14 protein-coding genes are annotated in these 23737 nt (G+C 63.9%); 8 read left to right on the top strand and 6 right to left on the bottom strand.

The window, feature by feature from the left end; translation table 11 throughout:
• Positions 1-73: 73 nt before the first annotated feature.
• From VGO12_RS22050 to VGO12_RS22020, 7 genes are all read left to right on the top strand, one after another.
• Positions 74-1264 carry a pyridoxal phosphate-dependent aminotransferase gene (locus VGO12_RS22050; RefSeq protein WP_327514880.1) on the top strand — a complete coding sequence of 397 codons (1191 nt, stop codon included), beginning with the start codon at positions 74-76 and terminating at the stop codon, positions 1262-1264.
• Complete coding sequence (locus VGO12_RS22045) at positions 1261-2868, top strand: 5-guanidino-2-oxopentanoate decarboxylase (RefSeq protein ID WP_327514879.1); 1608 nt, start codon at positions 1261-1263, stop codon at positions 2866-2868. The genes VGO12_RS22050 and VGO12_RS22045 overlap by 4 nt, the downstream gene beginning before the upstream one ends.
• 165 nt (positions 2869-3033) lie before the next feature.
• Positions 3034-3441, top strand: a complete 408-nt coding sequence (locus tag VGO12_RS22040; RefSeq protein ID WP_327514878.1) for a hypothetical protein — start codon at positions 3034-3036, stop codon at positions 3439-3441.
• Between the two features lie 114 nt (positions 3442-3555).
• Entirely contained in the window at positions 3556-6096 is a 2541-nt protein-coding gene (gene secD / locus VGO12_RS22035; protein WP_327514877.1) for a protein translocase subunit SecD, read from the top strand.
• Between the two features lie 554 nt (positions 6097-6650).
• Entirely contained in the window at positions 6651-6863 is a 213-nt protein-coding gene (locus tag VGO12_RS22030) for a hypothetical protein (RefSeq protein WP_327497615.1), read from the top strand.
• Positions 6864-7140: 277 nt separating this feature from the next.
• Positions 7141-7596 (top strand): Rrf2 family transcriptional regulator, encoded by a 456-nt coding sequence (locus VGO12_RS22025; protein WP_327514876.1) that lies wholly within the window; start codon positions 7141-7143, stop codon positions 7594-7596.
• A gap of 144 nt (positions 7597-7740) precedes the next feature.
• Positions 7741-8751, top strand: coding sequence for a KpsF/GutQ family sugar-phosphate isomerase (locus VGO12_RS22020; RefSeq protein WP_327514875.1), 1011 nt, complete (start codon positions 7741-7743; stop codon positions 8749-8751).
• Between the two features lie 55 nt (positions 8752-8806).
• Here VGO12_RS22020 and VGO12_RS22015 read toward each other — a convergent pair whose 3' ends face one another.
• Positions 8807-9331: an Lrp/AsnC family transcriptional regulator gene (locus tag VGO12_RS22015; protein ID WP_327514874.1), complete on the bottom strand. Its 525-nt coding sequence runs from the start codon at positions 9329-9331 to the stop codon at positions 8807-8809.
• A gap of 48 nt (positions 9332-9379) precedes the next feature.
• Between VGO12_RS22015 and VGO12_RS22010 the strand changes: the two genes are divergently transcribed.
• Positions 9380-10552 (top strand): MFS transporter, encoded by a 1173-nt coding sequence (locus VGO12_RS22010; RefSeq protein WP_327514873.1) that lies wholly within the window; start codon positions 9380-9382, stop codon positions 10550-10552.
• A 12-nt stretch (positions 10553-10564) separates the two neighbouring features.
• Here VGO12_RS22010 and VGO12_RS22005 read toward each other — a convergent pair whose 3' ends face one another.
• The 5 genes from VGO12_RS22005 to VGO12_RS21985 all read right to left on the bottom strand — a co-directional run bounded on the left by VGO12_RS22005 (position 10565) and on the right by VGO12_RS21985 (position 23423).
• Positions 10565-11923: a capsule biosynthesis protein gene (locus VGO12_RS22005; RefSeq protein WP_327514872.1), complete on the bottom strand. Its 1359-nt coding sequence runs from the start codon at positions 11921-11923 to the stop codon at positions 10565-10567.
• A gap of 13 nt (positions 11924-11936) precedes the next feature.
• Positions 11937-13550 carry an LTA synthase family protein gene (locus VGO12_RS22000; protein ID WP_327514871.1) on the bottom strand — a complete coding sequence of 538 codons (1614 nt, stop codon included), beginning with the start codon at positions 13548-13550 and terminating at the stop codon, positions 11937-11939.
• Between the two features lie 75 nt (positions 13551-13625).
• On the bottom strand, positions 13626-14465 hold the full coding sequence (locus VGO12_RS21995; protein ID WP_327514870.1) for an SDR family oxidoreductase: 840 nt from the start codon (positions 14463-14465) through the stop codon (positions 13626-13628).
• A 40-nt stretch (positions 14466-14505) separates the two neighbouring features.
• Positions 14506-15921 (bottom strand): aminotransferase class I/II-fold pyridoxal phosphate-dependent enzyme, encoded by a 1416-nt coding sequence (locus tag VGO12_RS21990; RefSeq protein ID WP_327514869.1) that lies wholly within the window; start codon positions 15919-15921, stop codon positions 14506-14508.
• Positions 15918-23423: a type I polyketide synthase gene (locus VGO12_RS21985; protein ID WP_327514868.1), complete on the bottom strand. Its 7506-nt coding sequence runs from the start codon at positions 23421-23423 to the stop codon at positions 15918-15920. Before VGO12_RS21985 ends, VGO12_RS21990 begins: the two co-directional genes overlap by 4 nt.
• Between the last annotated feature and the right edge of the window lie 314 nt (positions 23424-23737).

Raw genomic sequence — 23737 nt, 5'->3', positions numbered from 1 at the left:
CCATGTCGTCGGTCGAAGCGCTGCTCGGCACCTCGATCGGAAACACAAAACAATGAAAACGGGAGAACACCGCATGCGCTACGCGTCCATCACCGAACGTCTCGCCGATCTCGGCTCCGGAAAATGGTCGCTGCATATTCGGGCCCGTCAATTGAAGGCAAGCGGGGCCGACATCATCGAGTTGACGATCGGCGAGCCGGACCTGCCGCCGGACCGCGCCCTTCTTGATGAATGCCAGCGCGCCATGAACGCCGGTCGCTACCGCTACTCCAACGGCCGCGGCGAACACGCCGTCGTGGCGGCGCTCGCCGAAAAATACCGCAGGCGCCGCGCCGACGTGACGGTGGAAAACGTCCTGTGCTTCCCCGGAACGCAGACGGCGCTGTTTGCCGTGATACTCGGCCTGGCGGAAGCCGGCGATGCTGTGCTCGTCGGCGATCCGCTCTACGCCACCTATGAAGGCGTGATCCGCACGACCGGCGCCCATCCGGTGCTGGTGCCGCTCAAACCCGAATTCGGCTTCCATATGCAGGCGGCCGACCTTGAAAAGGCGATCACGCCGGAAAGCAAGGTTCTGCTGTTGAATACGCCGCACAATCCGACCGGCGCCGTGCTGACGGCGAACGAGATTGCCGCGATCGGCGAGGTTGCCCGCCGTCACGACCTCTGGATCGTCTGCGACGAAGTCTATGAAGAACTGGTGTTCGACGCCGTCTTCGCCTCGCCCTTCGACAATGCTGATCTCGCGGAGCGTACGGTCGTTGTCTCGTCTATTTCCAAGTCGCATGCTGCACCCGGCTTCCGCAGCGGCTGGGCGGTCGGCCCGGTCGAATTCACAGAGCGGTTGCTGCCGGTTTCCGAAACGATGCTCTTCGGCACGCAGCCCTTCATCGCCGACATGACGGCCTATGCGCTGACCCATGACATCGATACGGCCCGCAGGATGCGCGATTCCTATAAGTCGCGTGCCGCGCAGATCGTGGCTGCTCTCGCTTCAGCGCCCGGCATCGAGGTGTTCGCGCCGGAGGCCGGTATGTTCATCTTGATCGACGTGTCCGGAACCGACCTCGACGGGGACGCGTTTGCCTGGGCGCTGCTCGAAGAAGAGGGGGTTGCCGTCATGCCCGGCTCATCCTTTGGCGACGAGGCGCAGAATTATCTGCGCGTCAGCCTCACCGTGCCCGATGACGCCATCGACGAAGCCTGCCGACGCATCAAAGCCCTTGCCGAACGGGCCAGCCTGCGCAAGGAGCGCCGCGCATGACCATCGAAAAAACGGTTGGAGAAGTCCTGGTCGATCTGCTCGAGGCCAATGGCGTCGAGGTGGTTTTCGGCATTCCCGGCGTGCACACGGTCGAGCTCTATCGCGGGCTGGCCGCCTCGAAGATCCGCCATGTGACGCCACGCCACGAACAGGGCGCGGGCTTCATGGCCGATGGCTACGCCCGTGTCAGCGGCAAGCCGGGTGTCGCGCTCGTCATCACCGGGCCGGGGCTGACGAACACGATCACGGCGATGGCGCAGGCGCGCCAGGATTCGATCCCGATGCTGGTGATCTCCGGCGTCAACCGCCGCGATTCCCTCGGCCACGGCCGCGGGCTTCTGCACGAGCTTCCCGATCAGCACGGCATGATGAAGACGCTGGCGCTCTATTCGCACACGCTGCTCAACCCGGACGATCTTGCCTTCGTGGTCGATCGCGCTTTCTCGGTGCTCGTCTCCGGTCGCCCGGGTCCGGTGCACATCGAAATCCCGACCGATGTCATGTCGGCGAAAATTGCGCCCCAGTCCGTGCGGCCAGCGACCGCGACGCGGCCGCGCTCCGACAGCGAGACCCTGCAGCGCGCAGCGATCCTCTGCGCCGACGCCTCGCGGCCGGTGATCATCTGCGGTGGCGGCGCGCTGACGGCGGAAGCCGAGGTCACGGCGCTTGCCGAGCAGATCGGCGCGCCCGTCGTCACCACCGTCAACGCCCGCGGCATGCTCGCCGGCAATCCCTTGCGCGTCCCCGCCAGCCCGAGCCTGAAGGCGGTGCGGTCGCTGCTGAAGGAGGCGGACCTGGTGCTGGCGCTCGGCACCGAGATGGGCCAGACGGATTACGACATGTATGCCGACGGCGGCTTCCCGGCGTTGCGCAACCTCATCCGCACCGACATCGACGCGGCCCAGCTGGCGCGCGGACCACATGCGACCCTGTCCATCCTTTCCGGCGCCAAGGCGGCGACCTCGGGCATTCTCGCCTTTCTGCCGGGGCACAGCCGGAGGGATGGCGTTGCCCGCGCCGAAATCGCGCGCAAGGCGGCTCTGAAGGAGCTGACCCCGAAGATGCGGACCGAAATCGGCATCATCGAAACGATCTACGGCACGCTGCCGGACTGCACCGTTGTCGGCGACTCGACCCAGGCCGTCTACGCCGGCAACCTTTACTGCGATGCGCCGCGTCAGCGCAGCTGGTTCAATTCCGCGACCGGCTACGGCGCACTGGGCTATGCACCGCCGGCGGCGGTGGGCGCGGCCGTGGCCGATCCGACGCGGCCGGTCGTGTGCCTCGTCGGCGACGGCGGGTTCCAGTTCTCGCTCGCCGAAATCGGCTCGGCCGCCGATGCGCAGGCGAAGGTGATCTTCCTCGTCTGGAACAATGACGGCTACCAGGAGATCGAGAACTACATGGTCGATGCCGGCGTCACGCCTGAGGGCGTGAAGCCCTCGGCGCCGGATTTCCTGCTGGCGGCCAGGGCCTATGGCGTCGAAGGGCAGAGGCTCGGCTCGGTCGGCGATCTGCCGCGGGCGCTCGCCGAGGCGGTAAAGCGTGAAGGGCCGTCGCTCATCGAAATCCACGAGGGGCAAACCAGCGGTCTTTCCGCCTGAACGTCCGCCTGAAGTGACACGGGCCGGGTTTGACTTTTCCGGCCCGGGATGATGTTAAGAGCGCTCATGCTCGATTCCGGCCACGTTTTTTCGTTAATGTCGGATCCTCGCGCTGAATTTGGCTCGCTGGCGCATGGCGCCAACGAAAAAGGGACTGCGTCCTCGATGGACCGCTTGGGTGGTGGCAGCAAGAACATGCAGGCCGGCCGGCTTCTCGCCGTGCTGTGGCTGTTCTGTGCCTCCTTTGCCATGCAGGTCATCTCCGTCGGGCAGAGCATTCCGTCACGGTCGTCCTCGGGCGCCCAGGCCGGCAATGTCACCGACACCGGTTCGGGCGACCGGCCGGCAGCCCGGCAGGTCTCGCGGGCGACGCCGCTTTCCGATCTGCGCTTTACCGCCGAACGCAAGGACGCCAAGTCCGCGGCTGACGACGGCCTTCCGGCACTCCTGCCGGTGCTGGCGGAACTGCAATTTCCCAATCTGTCGCAGGGTGGCATCGCGACCCGCGTCGGCCGGCATGTCGGCAGAGCGCCGGATAGCGGCCATCATATTCGCGCACCACCCAGCGCCTGATCCATCCATCGGATTTCGGCGGGATTGGCGGCTTTGGTCGCGACCCTGCCTTGATGAAACAAGTCCTGACGACGCGCGCCCCGTGCCCCGCGCAGGCTCTTTCGGAACCACACCATGCGTACATCCAAATGGGCGATTCTCGTCTATGTCGCCGTGATCATCTTCGGATGCGTCGCGGCGCTCCCCAACGTGCTGACGCCAGCACAACGTGAACAATTCGCAGCCTGGCTGCCGGTCAAGCCGGTGACGCTCGGCCTCGACCTCAAGGGCGGCTCGCACCTCGTGCTCGAGGTGGATGCCAACGGCCTGCGCAAGGCACGCCTTGAAACCCTGCTCGACGATACGCGCCGGGCGCTTCGCGCCGAGCGCATTTCGGCCTCCTCGGCCCGCATCGCCGGCGATGCCATCACCGTGAAGATCGAAGACCCGGCCGATCGCGAAAAGGTTCTGCCGAAGCTTAAGGAACTGGCCGCTCCGGTCGGCACGCTCGGCTTCGGCGGTTCGGCCTCCGATATCGAGGTCACCGAGGATGGGGACACCATCACCGTCGCCATGACCGAGGCCGGCCTTGCAGACCGCACCACCAAGGCGGTCGAACAGAGCCTGGAAATCATCCGTCAGCGCGTCGATACCGTCGGCGTTGCCGAACCCTTGATCCAGCGTGTCGGCTCCGACCGCATTCTCGTCCAGCTTCCCGGCCTTGAAGATCCGACGGCACTGCGCCAGCTTCTCGGCTCGACGGCACAGATGAGCTTCCACATGGTCGACCAGACCGTGGATCCGAACCAGCCGCCGCCGCGTGGCGTCGACATCCTGCCGGGTGCCCACGACACCAACAAATACGCAGTTGAAAGCCGCGTCGCGATTTCGGGCGAGCGTCTGGCCGATGCCAAGGCCGGCTTTGACCAGCGCACCAACGAACCGATCGTGTCCTTCACGTTCGACACGCTCGGCGCGCGCCAGTTCGCGGAAATCACGCAAGCCGCCGTCGGCCGGCCCTTCGCCATCGTTCTCGACGGCAAGGTGCTGACCGCACCTGTCATCCGCGAGCCGATCATCGGCGGCAACGGCCAGATCAGCGGCAACTTCACCGCACAGGAAGCAACCGTGCTGTCGGCGCTGCTGCGCTCCGGTGCCCTGCCGGCACCGCTGACCGTCATTGAAGAACGCTCCGTCGGCCCGAACCTCGGCTCGGATTCGATCCGCATGGGCATTTACACCGGTCTTGCCGGCTTCGCCCTCGTCGTCACGCTCATGGTCCTGCTCTACGGCGCCTGGGGCATGATCGCCAATGTCGGCCTGGTGCTGCACACGATCCTGACGATCGCGCTGCTCGCCATGCTCGGCTCGACGCTGACCTTGCCCGGCATCGCCGGTATCATCCTCGGCATCGGCATGGCGGTGGACGCCAACATCCTGATCAACGCCCGTATCCGGGAAGAAACGGAAGCGGGTGCCGGCGCGATGAAGGCGCTCGATATCGGCTTCAACAAGGCCTACGCAACCATCATCGACAGCAACGTCACGACGCTTTCGGGCACCGTGCTGCTCTTTGCCTTCGGCTCCGGCCCGGTGAAGGGTTTTGCCGTCACCATGATGCTCGGCATCATCATCTCGATGTTCACCTCGATCACCGTCGTTCGCCTGATGATGCGCGAGGTCGTCGTCCGCCGGAAGATGAAGAAGCTCGAGATCCCGTCGCTGTTCGGCAAGGTTCCGAAGCTTCCGTCCTTCTCGTTCATGAAGGGTCGCTTCGTCGCCATCGGCATGTCGGCCTTCCTCTCGATCAGCTCCGTCGTGTTGTTCTTCACGCCGGGCCTCAACTACGGCATCGACTTTGTCGGCGGCATCCAGGTTGAGACCACCTCGAAGAACACGCTCGACCTGCCGGGGCTTCGCCACAGCCTCGAAGCGCTCAACATCGGCGAAGTGGCGCTGCAGGAATTCGGCCAGGACAAGTCGGTCCTGATCCGCGTTCAGCGCCAGCCGGGCGGCGAACAGGAGCAGACGGCAGCGCTCAACCGCATCAAGGATGCCGTCGTCCAGACGATCCCGGATGCGAGCTTCGAGCGCACCGAAGTCGTCGGTCCGACCGTCAGCACCGAACTTGCCCGATCCGGCTTCCTTGCCGTCGGCCTCGCGATGGTGGCGATCCTTCTCTACATCTGGTTCCGCTTCGAATGGCACTTCGCCGTCGGCGCGATCGCAGTCCTGTTGCTCGACATCACCAAGACGATCGGCTTCTTCGCCCTGACCGGCATCGACTTCAACCTGACGGCCATCGCGGCGTTGCTGACGATGATCGGCTACTCGGTCAACGACAAGGTCGTGGTTTACGACCGCATGCGCGAGAACCTCAGGAAGTACAAATCGATGCCGTTCTCCGACCTGATCGACATGAGCATCAACCAGGTGATCGCGCGATGCATCTTCACCTCGATGGCCACGGCCTTCTCGCTGGTGCCGATGGCGATCTGGGGCGGCGATGCGGTCAAGAGCTTCGCCTGGCCGATGATCTTCGGCGTGATCGTCGCCACGACCTCGTCGATCTACATCGGTGGCCCGATCCTGCTCTTCCTCAATCGTTGGTGGAAGGATCGCGAAGCGTCCCGCACCGGCACGACCACGCCGCAGGCGGGAACGCCGGCGGCCTGATCGATTGTCAGGATCTGACGGAGCGGGGGTTGAGATCTGCCCCGCTCTGCTTGAAAGACATGAAACGTGAAGGGGCGGCTCGTCGAGCCGCCCCTTTTTCGTCCGAATGTGCTGTCTTTATCCCGCCTGTGCCTTGCAGACTGATTCTTCGCTACCTAGATAGCGTGGGTCGCCGGCTCCGGGATGGGGGAATGGATTTTGCGTCCGTGACCCCTAAAATTTGATGGGTGAAGAATTTTTTTCTGCGTCTTCATCTTTTTAATTGACGGAATTGGTAGATTATTCTAGTTTGCCTTCACGTGAAGCGGGGAGTCCGCCTCGCGGTGTTCATCAAACGCTCCGGCATGCTGATGCCGGGCCAGCCAAAGGAGTGTGACATGTCCGAAACCGTCTCGACCGCCGCCTTCTTCGGCACGCGTCTCCTTTGTCGCGCAACAGAGAAAAAACGTCACATTCGCAATCTCTGCCGAATGTGACCTTCGACCCCCTCGAACTTTATCTTTTGCCGAAAATTGAAAGTTTCCGCGCCTTGGCGTGGAAGGAGCGTTATTTGAATGAGCAAGCAAGTTATCGAATTTGGCGGCGAAGCCGTCGGTGTTGTTGTCCCGGATGAAGATCGCTTCAAGTTCCTGGCGGTGAAGTATCACGTCTGGGATCTGGACGCGAAGCGCTTCGGCTCGGCCGACGAGGCGCGTGCCGCGATCCGCCAGTTGCTGGCCCACCAGGCCGTGCAGGCAAGCAGGCAGGGCCACAGCGCTGCCGCCTGAGGCCGGTCCCAAAGGTCGGCCCCAGAGACTGGTCCGAGGTCCCGGTGAAGGTGAGATCAGCGAACGAAAGCCTTTTGGCGGCTTCTCCCGCTGATCTCATGCTTATCTGCCAAGCGGCGTTGCGTCGGTTCGGCTGAAACGACGGCCACGCACCCGGTCAATTCCCCACTATAAATATATGTTGGCAGTAGGTTTCTTGTGCTATGCCAAGCTATATTTGCATTTGCGCGGACGATTCCCGTTTCCTGGGGGTCCGCCGCAGGGAAAGCGTGCCGGAATGCTGACGAAGAAGGGAAAATACGGGCTCAAGGCGTTGGTCGATCTTGCACGGCTGGGGCCGGGAGAGACCGCCTTCATCACCGAGATCGCACAACGCAACAATATCCCGAAAAAGTTCCTGGATACGATCCTGCTCGAACTGCGCAATGCCGGCATGCTGCGTTCAAAGAAGGGCCCCGGCGGCGGCTATTCGCTGTCGCGTCCCGCTTCCGACATTCGCATCGGTCATGTGATCCGCACGCTGGACGGGCCGCTGGCGCCAATCCGCTGTGCCAGCCGCACGGCCTATGAGGTCTGCGAGGATTGCAACGATCCCGATACCTGTCAGGTCAGGGTGTCCATGACCACGGTGCGTGACGCCATGGCCGCGATCCTCGATTCGATGACGCTCGAAGAATTCGCCGCCGACAAGTCGATGCCGCTGGAACCATCGGAAGAAAAACGGGCCGGCTGACGAAAAACGCCTGCGTTTCTGACAGATTTGCCCCGGAACCCGCTTGCAACACTTGGTTTGCCAAGAAAAAGCGCTTATCTGCCCTCAAATGGTCTGCCGCGGCATTGAGGCCTGCGGCAACGTCTTCGCAGAAGTGGGGTCATCATGGGTTTGAGACATGCATCGGTGGATGGGCGCAGCGCGCCTGCGGCCCTGGAATCGATCGGCCGAACGCTGACGACCGCGATGACCGGCATCAAGGCGCTTGCGGACCAATTCGGCTCCGACGACGTCTTTGCCCGCAGCGTTGTCGATGCCGTCGAACTGATCGGCGAGAGCCAGGGTCGCGTCGTCGTTTCCGGTGTCGGCAAGAGCGGCCACATTGGTCGAAAAATTGCAGCGACGCTCGCCTCGACGGGGACGTCGGCCTACTTCGTGCATCCGACAGAAGCGAGCCATGGCGATCTCGGCATGGTCACGTCGCAGGATGTGCTGATCCTGCTCTCCTGGTCGGGAGAGACAGCCGAGCTCGCAAACATGCTCACCTATGCCAAGCGCTTCAACGTGCCGATCGTCTCGATCTGCGCCAACCGCGACAGCGTGCTGGCGCGCAATTCCGAGGTTCCGATCGTGTTGCCGAAGGTGCAGGAGGCCTGTCCACACGGGCTCGCGCCGACGACATCGGCCATGCTCCAGCTCGCCATCGGTGATGCGCTCGCCATTGCCCTTCTGGAGCGGCGCGGTTTCTCTGCCGAGGACTTCAAGACCTTCCATCCCGGCGGCAAGCTCGGGGCGCAATTGCGCCTGGTGCGCGAGCTGGCGCACGCAGGCGCCCAGATGCCGCTGATCGAGACCGGCCGCCCGATGAGCGAAGCGCTGATCGAGATGTCGTCCAAGGGCTTCGGCGTCGTCGGTATCGTCGACAACGGCGGCAAGCTCGCTGGCGTGATCACCGACGGCGACCTACGCCGCCACATGTCGGGCGATCTGCTTCAGCAGCCGGTCGAGGCGGTCATGTCCCGCAATCCGCGGGTCATCCGCAGCGACGTTCTGGCAAGCGGCGCGATGGAATTCATGCAGCAGCACAAGGTGACCGTGCTGTTTGTCGTTGACGATGCGGGCATCCCCGAGAGCATCCTGCATATTCACGACCTCCTGCGCGCCGGCGTGGTCTGAGCGCCCAGCGCGGCCCCGGGGCCGGGGTAGCAGCGTTACGCCCGCGCGCGAGACATCAACCCTTCACGACAGCCGGCCAGTCGCTGGTCGTGCCCGGCTGCACCGGCCGTTCCAGATAGGTTGAAAGCACCACGTAGCTGCGCGTCGCCTTGACGCCGGGCGTGTCGTAGAGGCGCGCCAGCAGGCCCTCGAGTGCATGGGTGCTTTCCGTGCGAACCTTCAAGAGCATGCAGGTGTCGCCTGCCACCGAATGGATCTCCTCGACCTCGGGGCATTCCTCGATGGCAAGCAAGGCCTGCGTCTTGCCCCAGCCCGTCGTGTCGACATGGACGAAGGCGAGCAACGTCTTGCCGACCGCTTCGGGATCGATCAGCGCGGAGACGCGGCGGATCGCGCCCGAGCGCCGCAGCCGCTTCACCCGTTCATGCGCCGCCGGCGGCGAAAGCCCGACACGGTCACCAAGCTCGGCATAACTCGTGGTCGCATCCTCGACCAGAACACCTAATAATTTTCGGTCCATGGCGTCGAGGTCGCGTTCCGGTACGCGCTTGCGCCGAACGTCATCTGTATTTTGATCCATATCGGAATTCCCTGTTGCGACAGAACACCATTCTGCAAAAATGCCCTAATGACGAATAGTGATCAATCCATTTCGATAAACCGGGCCAAGGGCGCGCGAATCCCGCCATTCGCCTATGCGCTGACGGTCTGTGTCGGCGTCATCGGATCCAACTCCCTGGCGCTTGGGCCGATTGCCCCTGCGGTCGCCATCAATCTTGCGACCGACGTCCCGTCGGTCATGATGGCGTCGGCCGCTTTCGGGCTTGGCACCGCGGCAAGCGCCATCTTCCTTGGCCGCCTGATCGATCGTTATGGTCCGCGTCTCATGCTGGTTACGGCTTTGCTGTTGCTGACGGCAGGGCTCGCCGGCAGCGCAGTTGCGCCGGCGCTTGTCTATCTCGTCGCCTCCCAGCTCGTCGTCGGGCTGGCTGCCGGCATCGCACTTCCATCGATCTACACGCTGGCTTCGGTCATCGCACCGCCCGGCCGGGAGAGCGAGACCATCGGCCTGGTGCTGACCGGGTGGACGCTCAGCATGGTCGCCGGCGTGCCGATCTCGGCCGCCATCGCCGATTTCGCCGGCTGGCGCATGGTCTATGCCATTGTCGCCCTGGCGACGCTGGCTGCCTGTGGAGCGGTCAGCCTGGCGCCGGCGCGCGAAGGGCCATCAGGCAAGGCGACGTCGCCGCTGGCAGCGCTTGGCGTGCCGGGCGTCGCGCCGCTTCTGATTGCCTGCGCTGCCTTCATGGCCGCATTTTACGGTGTCTATGCCTATATTGGCGAGCATCTGCATTCAGCGCTCGGCCTGCCCGTCAGCGCCAACGGGCTTGTCGCCGCCTCCTACGGCCTGGGTTTCGGCGCCGCCGCGTTCCTCGACCGATTGATCGACCGTTTTGGCGCCGGCCGGCTGTTGCCGCGCATCTTCGTCGCCGTCGCCTGCGCCTATGGGGCGCTGGCGATCGCCAGCGGTTCCTATGTGGCCATGCTGGTCGTTGTCTTCTTCTGGGGGCTCGCCAACCACTTCGGGCTGAACGTGATGATCATGCGGCTGACGGGGCTCGATCCCTCAAGACGCGGCGCGATCATGGGCCTCAACAGCGGCGTCACCTATCTGTCGCTCTTTGCCGGCACCCTCGGCTTCGGCGCTGTCTATGCCGGACTGTCGTTTGTCGCCTTGCCACTGGCCGCTGCCGGCCTGATGCTTGTGGCGGCCATCGCGGCGGCGGTCGCGCGTCGCTAGACCCGGCAGTGCTCAGGCCAGCAGCCCCGCCGAACGGTGAACATCGCCGCGCGATGAAGGCTCGATCGCCCGCTTTTCCGGCTTGGAGCGCGGTGGAGGATCGACGAAGGCACCGGGCTGATTGAGGCTGTTGTCATTCAGCCGGGAGGCGATCGCATCGGCGCCCGCATCGGTACCCGCCCGCGAATAGAGATTGCCGCGCACCTGGATCGAAGCCGCAAGCAGGCGGAACATCGCGATGCCGAGGTCTGCGTCTGGCGCCCGGGGTGCATTCCAGAAAGCCGCGAGCGGCTGCTGGTCCGTCAAGCCATCGATATCGAACAGCGCCGTACCCAGCACCTTGACCGGCCTTCCCTGCTTGAGCGCGTGGAGGCCGGCTGTCGAATTCACTGTGACCATGCCGGCGCAGCCCTCGCCCAACGTGTCGAGGTTCCCGCCGTCGAGGTAGAAGACGCGTCCTTTCAACCCGAGTTCCAAGGCTTCGGCGTCGATGAACTTGCGCCAGGCAATGAGGTCGTTGTCGAGAGGGTGCACCTTGAAGACAATGCGGGCGTCCTGCGGGGCATTGGCCGCAAAGGACGCCAACACCTCCGCGATCGCGTCCTTCTGGCTGTGGAAGGGCGAATGGGCGCGCAGCTGAAAATCGGTTTCAAGCTGCAGCGGATAGACGAAATAGGGCGCGTCACTGCGCAAGAGCCGGGCAACCGTCTCTTCGGCTTCGGTCGAGCGCCGCTTTTCGCCAAGAAGCCGACGGATCCACCCGGCATATTCGGCAAGCGGATGGAAGATCGCGTGTCGGCGATAGTTGGGGAACAGGAACCAGAAGAAGACGTTCGGCAGATTGTAGAGCAGGTCGTAGCTGGCGTCCGCGAGGAACGTCTGGCTGTAGCGCTTGCGCCAGTCCGGTTCAGGAAGGCCGGCGGCGGCGGCAAGGATCTGCCGGGGGTCGTCAGGAAAATGCGAATTCGAGGACATGCCGTCGCGCTCGAGCGTCAGCCAATCGGGCCGAAGATAGCCCATCTCGACGATCGCGACGTTTACGCCGGCGCGTTTGGCGGCAGCAGTTGCTGCCCGGTGATAGGGCCGCTCCTCGCCGAGCAACAGCATGTCGGTCACACCATGGCGCGCGATGAACGCCTGGAGATAGCCGGGCCATTCGACCGCCGTGCCGCGGAAGTTATGGGCGCCTTTGCGCCGCCACATGATCTGATCGCCGACGTTCAGGTTGATCCTCAGGCAGCGATGGCCGAGCGCTTCGAGCCGATCGGCGATCTTGCGAAAGATCGGCGACGACGGACCCTGCAGGAACAGGAAGACCCGCGGTCCTGTCCGTCCTATCGTTGCCGTTGCTTTGGTCGAAGCGTTCTCCATTCGCCCTTCGCTGCTAGCGCAGCGTGTCCTTTCTGAGGTTGGCGTGCTTGAGCAGGGCCTCGATCAGGTTCCAGGCCTCGACGCCCTGTGGGTCCACCGGACGGTGGCTTGCAGACTTCGCCTTGGCAAGCGGAACGATCAGGTAGTCGGTGCGCGGATCGGGGAAAGGATCGGCGAAGGATTTGAGCAACGGCGCATGGTCGCCGTAAAAGACAAGCCAGACCGGTCGATCGAGCTTGTCGAGGTGTTCGCTCAAGGTGCTGAGCGCCGCATCCGATTGCTCAAGGATCGCGAGGTAGATGTCGACGGGATTGGTGAGGTCGCCGACCCGGCCCGGCTCCCACGGGCCATGATTGGCCATGGAGGCGACGAAGACGAAGCCGCTTTCGTCGTCCGGCAACGTGTCGCACGCTGCAATCACCTTTTCCGTGAGCCTGGCGTCGGAGACATAGGGACCGTCACGCGCGGGGACATGGTCGAAACCGTCGAGCATGGTCAGCTTGGAAAAGCCGAGCTGCGGCATCGCCTTGTGCCGCAGGAAGAAGGTGCGGTCATAGGGATGGATGAAATGCGTGTTCCATCCCGCCCGCTTCATCTTTCCCGGCCAGACCACGTCGGAATAGTGTGAGGCGCGCAGATAGGGGTAGCTGGCATCGACGTGAATGTCGTCGGGCACCAGGCCGCTGATGACGGCGAATTCGGTACGCAGGGTGTAGCCGCCCTCAAAGACGCTGCTGAGCCGGCCCCACTGAACGGCCTCGCGCCGCAGCCGGTCGAGCGTCGGCATCTTGAGGGTGTCGACCCCGAAATGCCGCATGTCGATGAAGGATTCCGACTGCCAGACGACGATCAGCGGCGAGCCGTCGTCGCCGATCAGATCCTGCACCGCGGCCCGGACGATCTCGGAGAGCTCCGCGACGATCTTTTCGCGCCGGACACCGAGCCAGACGATGAAGCGGAAGACGACCGAACCGAAGGTGCCGAAACGCACGGTGTTCATCTTGACGTCGAGCACTTTGAGCAGTCGCTGCACGAGCGCTGCCGTTGGCCGGTTCACCGGCCCGTAAAACAGGAGAAGCCAGGGACCATAGGCGATCCCGAGCATCACGAGGATCCAGAACGCCTTTCCCTTATCGGGAAGGATGGCCGGCTCGAAATACATGTAGAGGCCGGAAACGCCGAAGACATAGAGGAATGCGACGGTCCAGAAGACGACGTTCAGCGAGCTCGCATAGAAAATGGTCTTGTATTTGAAGACATCGACGACGAGCGCGATATCGGAGAAAATCAGCGGCTCGCGGATGAACTTGAATTTGGCGCGGGAAATGCCGGTGAAGATGATGAAGAAGCTCATCGTGCCGGCCGCCGCATAGAGCGGTCGCCAGGAGCCGGCGAAAAAGCCGGCAAACACCAGAGCGATGACGGGCAGGCGGGCGAGCGCGTCCACCACGTCCTGTGTTCGCCCGAACGGCGAGGCATGGGCGCGGCGCTCCCGCTTCGGCAAGGCAAAGCGGTCGGTGAAGAAGATCACCGCACAGGACAGCAGATAACAACAGAGCGTCAGTGTTACCGGGTAGTCATGCAGCTGAAAGGGAAGCAACGCCAAGCGGAAACCTTCATAGTTCATGCCGGCCGACGCCGCATTGTGCGGCACAGCATCCGTTCGACACTTAAATCCTATCGTTGACAGGTACAAGCGCCGTCAGGTTTGTCGCTTCGACACTCCACGATTATGCGCGTCCGGATCGTCCGCCCGCGCAATGGCCCTGTCGAACCACCAGTTGAGAAGTGGGCGGACGGCTGGACCGAAACGCGCAAGCAGGAAAAGCGTGGCGCCGAAATGAACTTCGAACCGCCCGCGTTCGATGCCGTTTGCAATCCTCTTTGCCACCGCATTCGCTGGCCACGGCCGGACGGTGCCCATGATCGTGGCGGCTTGCGGTGGCCGGCTCGCAAGTTCGCGCTGAAACTGCGGCGTCTGGGTGTCCGGGGGGAAACACACCGAAACGCCGACACCAAACGGGCGTGCTTCAAAGCGCAACGCCTGGGCGAAGCCGTGCAGTGCGAATTTGGAGGCGCAGTAGGCTGAGTAGCCGTAGATGCCGATGAGGCCTGCTCCCGAAGAGATCATCATGATGCGGCCGCGCCCGCGCCGCGTCATGCCGTCATAGACGGCACGCACCGCATGCACCGTGCCGGAAAAATTGGTCTCCATCTGGCGCCGAAACGCGCTGCTGTCACTCTCCTCGAAGTGCCCCGGCTCGACGATGCCGGCCGAGGTGATGAGGATATCGCAGGGTCCGAAGGCAAACTCGCAAGCCCGGATGGCTGCAAGGAGGTCCGCTTCGGCAGCGACATCCGCAGCTTCGAGCCTGATGTCCTCGGCGTTGCATCCGCTCGCTCGAACGAGATCGGTGCGCGCCTGTTCGAGAAGATCGTGAGACCGTGCGATCAGCGACAGCCGGGCGCCCCGTGCCGCGTAAAGGGATGCAAGTGCAAACCCGATACCGCTCGACCCGCCGGTGATGATCACATGTGTCATGCAGAGGCCCCGCTCATTGCATGCCCGGTCGGTCGCAGGCTCAGCGCGACGAGAGCGCCTTCATCATCTGGTCGATGTCGATACCGCCCAGTCCGAAGTTGCGCTCGGTCAAGTCAGTCAGACGCTCGGCCGTCAGCGTCACGGTCCGGCGGATCTGTTCCTCCGTGTGGTCGCTGGTGATGAAGAAGCGCAGGCGCGCAAGGCCCTCGGGCACCGCCGGGTGGATGATCGGCAGCGCATTGACCCCTTCGGCAAGCAGGTCGTTCGACAGTTGCACCGCCCGCAGCGAATCGCCGACGAGAACAGGAACGACGGAAAAGCCGCTCGAGAGTCCGGTATCCAGACCCGCTTCCCTGGCAAGCTTCAAGAACAGAGCGCCGTTGCGACGCAGCGCCGCTGTGCGCGCCGGCTCGCGTTCCAGCACATCCAGGCTCGCAGTCGCCGCTGCCGCCAGCACTGGCGCGAGGCCAACGCTGTAGACGAAGCCGCCGGCCGACGCCTTCAGCACTTCGACCAGCGCTTCGCTGCCGGCGATGTAGCCGCCGCAGCTCGAAGTGGTCTTCGACAGCGTGCCCATCCAGATGTCGATTTCGCGCGGATCGACGCCGAAATGCTCGGCAAGGCCGCGGCCGGTCTTGCCGAGGACACCGAGCGAATGCGCCTCGTCGACCATGAGCCAGAAGCCGTATTCGCCCCGAAGCTTCAACAGGGCAGGCAGGTCGGCGACGTCGCCATCCATCGAATAGATGCCCTCGACGATCACCATGATGCGGCGATAGTCGCCGGCAACCGTGCGCAGCACATGCTCGAGATCGGCGACGTCGTTGTGCTTGAACAGGCGCCGCGTCGCACCCGACAGCTTGACGCCTGCAAGCGCGCTGTTGTGGATGAATTCGTCGTGAACGACGAGATCCTTCGGGCCCATCAGGCAGCTGATGGCGGCGACATTGGTCAGGTATCCGCTGACGAAGCAGACGGCGGCATCGACGCCGTAAAAGCCTGCAATCTTGTCTTCCAGCGCGACATGCACCGGGCGTTCGCCGGCAACGAGACGGCTCGCCGACGCGGAAATGCCGAATGTGCCGATGGTATCGCGCGCCTTGGCCAGCACTTCCGCATGACGGTTCAGGCCGAGGTAGTCGTAAGAGGCGAAGTTGATGAGCTTGCGGCCGTCGATCACCGTGGTCGCGCCGGCTGCGGTCTGGTGCGCCCGATAGAACGGATTGGCGATGCCAAGCTGTTCGCTCGCGAACTTCTGGGTCATCACCTGCTTGTATTCCGGCAGGTCCTCGAAGCGGGCCTGCTGCCGGCGGGCCGGCGGCGGCATCTCCCGCTCCGAGCGCGCCATGCGGTTGCGCTCGGAGGATTGATGCGTGTTTCTCATCCGGTCCAGCAGGTTTTCCTTGAGGCTGCTGGTCATCTTGGATGCGCCGGGACCGTTTCCGTTCGTGCTCATTGGCCTTGTGCTTTTTCCTTCGCCGGACCGACGTGCCTCTGTGCGAGTTCGCTGACGATCTTGTCGTCGGCAGGCTCGGCGTCGTCGCTCTGGTCGCGCTTGCTGACCTTTTCATAGAGCTTGCGGGCGACGTCGCCAACCGTCGTGTTGTCGGCGACACCGCTGAGCGGCATGTCGAAGCCGGTATTCTGCTGGAAGCTCATGCCCAGTTCGACCGCCATCAGACTGTCGAGACCGATCTCCTTCAGCACCTTGGCGCGCGTGACGGTGTCCTTCGACACACGCAGGATCGCAGCGATCTCGCCGGCGACGAGGTCGAAGAGGATGTCCTCGGCCTCCTGCGGCGACTTGCCCTCGATCATCGCGACGAGGTCCATCTTGGTGCCTTCGCCGCCCGACGCGTGCTGGTCGGCGCTGCGCAGGATCACTTCGAACAGCGCGTTCTTGGCAACCGGAAGGTTGCGGGCGGCAGACCAGTCGATCTCCGAGATCATCACCACGGCCGCATCGACCGTGCCTGGATCGAAGGCCAGATGGTTTTCGACCATGTCGAGCGCCGTCTGCGCCTTCAGCGCCGTCTTGCCGATGCGCTTGGCAAGCAGGTCGTTCACATCGGTGTTCTGGACCAGGTAGCCCTTGTCTGCGATCGCGCCGAAGCCGACGGCGAGACCGGCAAGGCCGCGAGCGCGGCGGGCGCGGGCGAGACCTTCGAGGTAACCGTTGGCGGCGACATAGTTCGCCTGTCCGGGATTGCCGACAAGTGTGGTTGCCGACGAGAACAGGATGAAGTTGTCGAGCGTGTCATGGCTGGTGAGCGCGTCGAGAACGGCAGCGCCCTTGGCCTTGGTGTCGATGACAGGGCGGTTGCGTTCGCCGTTGAGGTTGCTGATCAAAGCGTCGTCGAGCACCATGGCGGCATGCACCACCGAGCGAAGCGGCGCGATGGCGCGCAACTCGCTGAGAAGCCGCTCGGTTGCTGCCGGATCGGTGACGTCGCAGGCGTGAACCGAGGCGGAAACGCCGGCCTTGGTCCAGCCTTCCATCATCGCGGTGGTCTCTGCGTCGGCCAGACCGCGGCGCGAGCAAAGCGCAATCTTCCGTGCGCCCTTCTCGACCAGCCAGTTGGCTGCGGCAAGCCCGAAGCCGCCGATGCCGCCGACCACCAGATGCATCCCGTCCGGATCGACCGCCATGCCATCGCGCGCACGCGTGGCGACGCGGTGCTGGTCCGAAACCGGCGGCAAGACGACGATCTTGCCGATATGTCCCGCATTCTGCATCAGCCGGAATGCGTTGCCGATCTCGTCGAAGTCGAATGGGCGGTAGGGAAGCGGCGTGAGCTTGCCGGCTTCGAACAACGCGCCGATCTCGGTGAAGATCCGCTTGGTGAGCTTGGGCTGGTTGACCAGCAGCTGGTCCGCGTCGATGCCGAAATAGCTGACGTTGCGACGGAACGGACGCAGGCCGATCTTGCTGTCGGCATAATAGTCGCGCTTGCCGAGTTCGAGGAAACGGCCGAAGGGCTTCACCAGCGCCAGGCTCTGCTCCATTGCTTCGGCAAAGAGCGAGTTCAGGACGAGGTCGACGCCATCGCCGCCCGTCACCGCGCGGACATCGTTGACGAAGCCGAGCGAGCGGGAATCGAACACGTGATCGGCGCCGAGCATCGACAGGAACCGACGCTTCTCGCGGGTGCCCGCGGTGGCGATGACTTTCGCGCCCTTCAGCTTGGCAACCTGCAGCGCGGCAAGGCCGACGCCCCCGGCAGCACCGTGGATGAGGATCGTCTCGTCCGGCTGGATGCGGCCGAGTTCCACCATGGCATAGTAGGCCGTGAGGAAGGCGACAGGAACCGTTGCGGCTGCAACCGGGCTGACCGTCTGCGGCAGGCGCGCGACACCGGCGCGCGACACCACGGCATGGGTGGAGAAGGCGGAGGAGGCGATCGCCATGACGGCGTCGCCGACGGCGAGATCGTCGACACCTTCGCCGACCGCTACCACGTGGCCTGAAAGCTCCATGCCGATCGTGGCGCCGGCAAAGCCGTCTTCGAGCGCCTCTTCGGGCAGCAGGCCCATCGCCCACATCACGTCTCGGAAGTTGAGGCCGGTCGCGGCGACCGCGACGACGACTTCGCCGTGCCCGGCCGACGGGATGTCACTTTCTTCCCAGACGATGCTGCCGACCTGCGAGCTGACGCGCTGGCGGATCGTGGCGGCCTTGAAGGCTGACGTTGCCGCATGGCTGTTGTCGACTGGGCCCGGCACCGCGCGGATTTCCAGCAGCGCTGCCCGGTCTTGCGTCAGCAGCCATTCACGGTTGGCGCCGGCGTTGGCAAGCAGCGGTGCGGCTGCCTTGACCTGTTCGACCGCCGTCGGGGATCCATCGATGTCGAGTGCGTGCACGTCGAGGAATTCGTACTCGTTCTGGAGAACGCGCGCGAAAGTCCAAAGGCCGGCATTCACGCCGTCGCTTGCAACCGGTGCTCCGACCATCCGGCCGGAGATCGGGGCGCCGCCGGGCGCAACCAGCACCAGACGCGGGCGCTTGTCGTCGACAGGCTCCGCCCCACCGAGATGCTGGCGCAACGCTTCGGCGAAGGCGCCAAGGGCGAGGATCTGCTTCTGCAGGGATGCAGAATCTTCCGTGGGTGACGCGGATGTCGGCGAGGCCAGGAAAACAGCCCGCGCCGGCCCGTCGCCGAGCGTCGAAAGGGCTCTGACAAGCAGCGTCTTGTCGGCTGCGATGTCGCCGCTGAGACGAACCGGAACAGCTGAACCTTCGGGCTTGCTGGGCTGGTCGCCAGCGACCTGCAACAGCAGATAGGACCCGGTGGCCGGCACTGCGGCTGCGGTCGCAGCTGCAGCCGCGCCGCGCGCTTCGAGCCAGATGAGATTGCCGCTTGCGCATTCAAGATCGGCAATCTCGATGTCGCGCAGGTCAAGGTCACCGAGGCATTTCTGCCAGTGCGACGCGGCTGCAAGGCTGCCGATCGGGAATTCCGCGGTCTGGCTGCGGGTAAACCAGCCCTCGGAAAGGCCGAGCGCAAAATCGTTGAACAACGACGGCGCGCTGACGGCGGCGATCAGGGCGCCGGTGTCGCGAAGCGTGGCGCGCAATGCCGTTCTCACCGCGACGTCATCCTCGATCAGACCGTAGAGCCCGTCGGAGGCGCTGACGACCAGATCAAAGGGAGCAAGCGTGGCGAGCGCGCCCTTGGCGAGCACATGCACATGGGCGTCGTTCTCGAACGCGAGCTCAAGGCCGCGCTGTGCGTTGTCGCGCGCTTCGAACACGGTCAGGCTTGCGCCATGCTGTTCGCAAAGTGCTGCCAGGCGGCGGGTGAAACCGGCCGAAACGCTGCCGAGTTCCACAACGCGAAGGCGCGTGCCGGCCGGCTGTGCGCAAAGGGCCTTATCGAGCGCGTCGAGGACGAAGGCCATCCGCTGGCGGCTTGCTTCGGAATGCACCGCCTGATGGTCGAGCGTCGCATCGCTGATGAAGCTGGAGCCAGGCGCCTCAACGCCCGTCTGCAAGGCCTTAATGCGCGCCAGTGCTTCGGCGTAGGCGTTGTTGATCAGAACGGCCTCAACCGCCCGCTCAGGTCGCTCGCCGTAGAGTTCGCGCAGGATTTCAGACACCTCAGGCAGATTGAAATCCTGAGCGACGGTCCAGACGCCATCCTTGTGTTGGCTGAGCCCGGCGTCTTCGAGGACATAGAGGCAGCTCGTCACGAAACACTGGAAGGCGAAATCGCCCGGCAGAGTGTTGCCGTTTATCGTCGGTCGGCCCTTGCCGACCTTGAGCGCGATCTCCTGGCAAGCCCGGTAGATGGCCGCATTGAAGAGCAGCGTCGCATTGTCGATGCCGGACCCGTCGTTGGCCGGCACGGCGACCGGTACGGGCGACAGGGTGTTGCGCTGAACACCCGCAAGCACGATGTCCGATTGCACCGCTTCGTAGTGGAACGACAGGGCGTCGAGTGTCTTGTGCTTGCGCAGATAGGTGCGGCGGAAGCGGCAGTCGTCGAAATGGGCGATCGGTTCGCCAGACTTGCCGAAGAAATGGAATCTGGCCTTGATCGAGTTGGCGCTGACGCGCTCGATCTCGATCATCGCGCGGGCGATCGGCAGGCCGCCATTGACCACACGCACCGCACCGAAGCGCACGGGGATGTAAGGTGCGCCGCTCTTGTCGCCGGTGAACCGGTCGAAGAGTGCGACCAGTCCATGGAACGTCGCATCGACCGAGATCGGATTGAGCGCGTAGCGCACCAGCGGGTGGCCGCTGGCATCAGGCGCTTTCAGTTCGACTTCGACCAGTCGGTCGCCGTAAGCCACCGCTCTTGCAAGCAGCTGGAAGCGCGGCCCGTAGTCGAGGCCAAACTGCCGTGCCGTCTCATAGGCGCGGGCAGGCGCCACGGTCGCAGTTTTGGCGAGACCGGCAAGCGACGGATAGACGTGCTCTTCCGCCGGCAGCGGCTTGCGGCAGCGGGCAACGGCGTGCACGGCCCAGTCGTCTTCGGACAGCCGTTCGCGCGAGCGGATTTCAATGTCGCCCGTCTCCGGCGAAAGCACGGTCGACAGTTCCATGATCTTCGTGTCGCTGAGTTCCAGCGGCCGCACGATCTCGAGATTGGTAATCTCGACCTCTTCGCTGCCGTAGAACTGCTGCGCTGCCGCAACCGCAATCTCGATGAAGCCGCTTCCCGGAAGGATCGCCTTCCCGTCGACGACATGTTCCGCAAGGTCGGGAAAGAGGTGGGCGTCAACGTGGTTTTTCCAGTTGCCGCTGTTCGGGTCGCTGCGCCAGCCCGACAGGCGATAGGGCCGTGCGACCCGGCCGAAGAGATCCGTAGCGTCGGTCGTTGCCGCCGGACGCAGTTCAACCGGCTCGAACGGCAGGCTTGGCAGGGCGATCGATGCGTTGCGCTTGCCGAAAACCCGGGTCGTATCGACGACCGCACCATGGGCGACGGCGCGCGCCATCGCCGCCGAGATCGGATCCCGGCCGGTTTCGCCGACGTCGCGAAGCAGCGTCGGCACCACCATTCCGGGGGCGGCTGCGTGCTTGATCGTCTCCTTGACGTAGGATGACAGGATCGGGCGCGGCGAGATCTCGACGAACAGACGGCAGCCCATCTCGATCGCAGCTTCCGCGGCCGCCTGGAAGCGGACCGGCTCGCGAACGTTTTTCCACCAGTAGTCCGGATCGAGCTGGGTTCCCTCGAGCGCGGCACCGGTCACGGTCGACAGATAAGTCAGCTCGGTGCGACGCGGTGCGATATCCGGGATGTCGGAAAGGAAGGCGTCCTTCGCCCGGTCGATGATCGGGTGGTGGAACGGATAATTGATGTCGAGGATCTGGACCGGGATCTTGGCCTTGCGGGCGGCATCGCGGAAGGCCGAAATCTGGTCAGCCGGCCCGGAGATCGTCACGGAGTTGTGGGCGTTGATCGCAGCGACGCAAAGCTGGCCGAGACCGCGCGCCTCGGCAAAGGCGCGGGCAGCCTCTTCGCCGAGCATGGCGGCGGCCATCGTGCCGTGACCGGCGAGCAGGTCCTGGTGCAGCGAGCGCTTGGCGACGATCGAAACCGCATCGACCAGCGAGAGCGCGCCGGCGGCATAAGCCGCAGCGATTTCACCAACGGAATGACCGAAGACCGCGACCGGCTTGATGCCCATGGCAACCAGCGAGTCCGAAAGCGCTGCCTGCACTGCAAAGAGCAGCGGTTGCGCGATTTTGGTGTCGCCAAGCTTCTTGTCGAGATCCGGATCGTTGATGAGGTCGGTGAGCGCGATGTCGGAGTGGAACTTGAACAGCGCGCTGACCGAGGTGAAACACTGGCGGAAATGCAGGTTCTCGCGGAAGGCCTCTACACCCATGCCGGCCCATTGCGAACCGTTTCCGGAGAAGACGAAGGCGACCTTGGCGTCGCGCACGACAGCTTCGCCGACTTCACCGATATCCGAGCCGGGCTTCTCAAGGTGGCTCGCGATCGCGCGCACGATATCCTCGGGCTGGTCACTGCGGGCCGCGAACCGATGGCGCATATGGCTGCGATTGGCGCCGGACGCGGCGACCATCGAGCGGACTTCCCCCTTGGACGCATTGGCAAAGGCGGACTTGTAGTCCTTCAACAGCGCTTCCAGGCTGGAGGCCGTATGCGCGCTCGCCAGGAAGACATGTCCCGACGACGACGGGTTCGACACCTTTTCATCGGCCGCCGGTTCCGGATCGCTGATGACGACGTGCGCATTGGCGCCGCCGAAGCCGAAGGAGTTGATGCCGGCAAGACGCGCGCGCTTGCCGCGCAGAAGCTCGATCGGGTTCGCCGTGACGCGAACATTGAGGCCGTCGAAGTCGATATGCTCGTTCGGCGTGTCGAAGTGCAGCGACGCCGGCAGATAATTGTTCTCCAGCGCCATCACGGCCTTCAGCATGCCGAAGAGGCCGGATGCCGGCTCGGTGTGGCCGATGTTCGACTTGATCGAACCGATCGGCACCGGAGCGCGGCGCCTGGCGCCGATGACCGTTCCGATCGACCAGACTTCGGCCGGATCGCCGACCTTGGTGCCGGTGCCATGGCCTTCGACGAAAGCCACCTGGTTGGCGTCGATGCCGTTGCCCTCGTAGATCGCTTTCAGGAGATTGGCCTGGGCTTCACGTGATGGCAGCGAAATGCCGTTGGTGCGGCCGGCCGAATTCACCCCGGTCGCCACGATCCGCGCATAGCTGCGGTCCTTCTCCCGGCGCGCCCGGTCGGAACGGCGAAGTACGAAGACCACGCCGCCTTCGGCGCGCACATAGCCTGCACCGTCATTGTCGTAGGCGCGGCAGAGGCCTTCCGGCGACAGCATGCGCGCCTGGGCGAAGCCGACGAAAGGCAGCGGATGGGCAAGGATATTGACGCCGCCGACGATGGCGGTGTCGATTTCGCCTGAGGTCAGCGCCCGCATCGCCTGGTCGAGCGCGACCAGGGAGGAGGAACAGGCCGTGTCGACCGTCATGCTGGGGCCGCTGAGGCCGAAGATGTGCGAGATGCGGTTCGATACGATCGACAGCGTATTGCCGGTCATGAAATAGGGGCCGGCGGCCGCCGGATCTTCGACCGTCAGGTTGGCATGGTCGAGGCTCGATGCGCCGATATAGACGCCGACATTCTCGCCGTGAAGGGATGTCGCCGAGATGTTGGCGTCTTCAAGCGCCCGCCAGGCGAGCTGCAACAGCACGCGCTGCTGCGGGTCCATGTACATGGCCTCGCGCTGCGACATGCCGAAGACGGCGGGGTCGAAATCGTAAAGCTGGTCCAGCACGCCGGCTGCGAAGGAGTAAGTCTTTCCTTGCGTGCCCATGACAGGATGCCAAAATCGCGCGACGTCCCAGCGATCCGACGGAATGCTGGTGACGGTGCACTTGCCTTGACGTAGAAGTTTGAACAACGCCGAAGGCGATTCTGCTCCAGGGGCGAGGCATGCCCGCCCAATAATCTCAACAGCCATGTATGATCGAACGCTCTAAACTGCCGTTAAAGTTGCATCTGCGATTGCGTGTCGGGAGACGAATTGCAATCGCCAATCGTCATGCAGCGGGGCTGTCCCCAGCTATATTCGTTCCGCCTCATTAGTCAGCTTTTAACTTAAAGTCCCTAGCTTTCAACCCCTAAAGACTGAAGATATACACGCTGTCAACGCCAACCCAAGGCAGACACGGCAACAAACCACGCTCAAGGTAGAGAAGGTATGACCAGAAAGACGCGGCTCCAAATAATTTGGCCGTCTTGGTCTTCGGGTGACTTGTTGTGGGACGGCGATTG

This window comes from Ensifer sp., assembly GCF_035999135.1.
Lineage (GTDB): Bacteria > Pseudomonadota > Alphaproteobacteria > Rhizobiales > Rhizobiaceae > Ensifer.
Note: the sequence above shows the minus strand (reverse complement) of the source record. Positions and strands in the feature narration are given on the sequence as shown.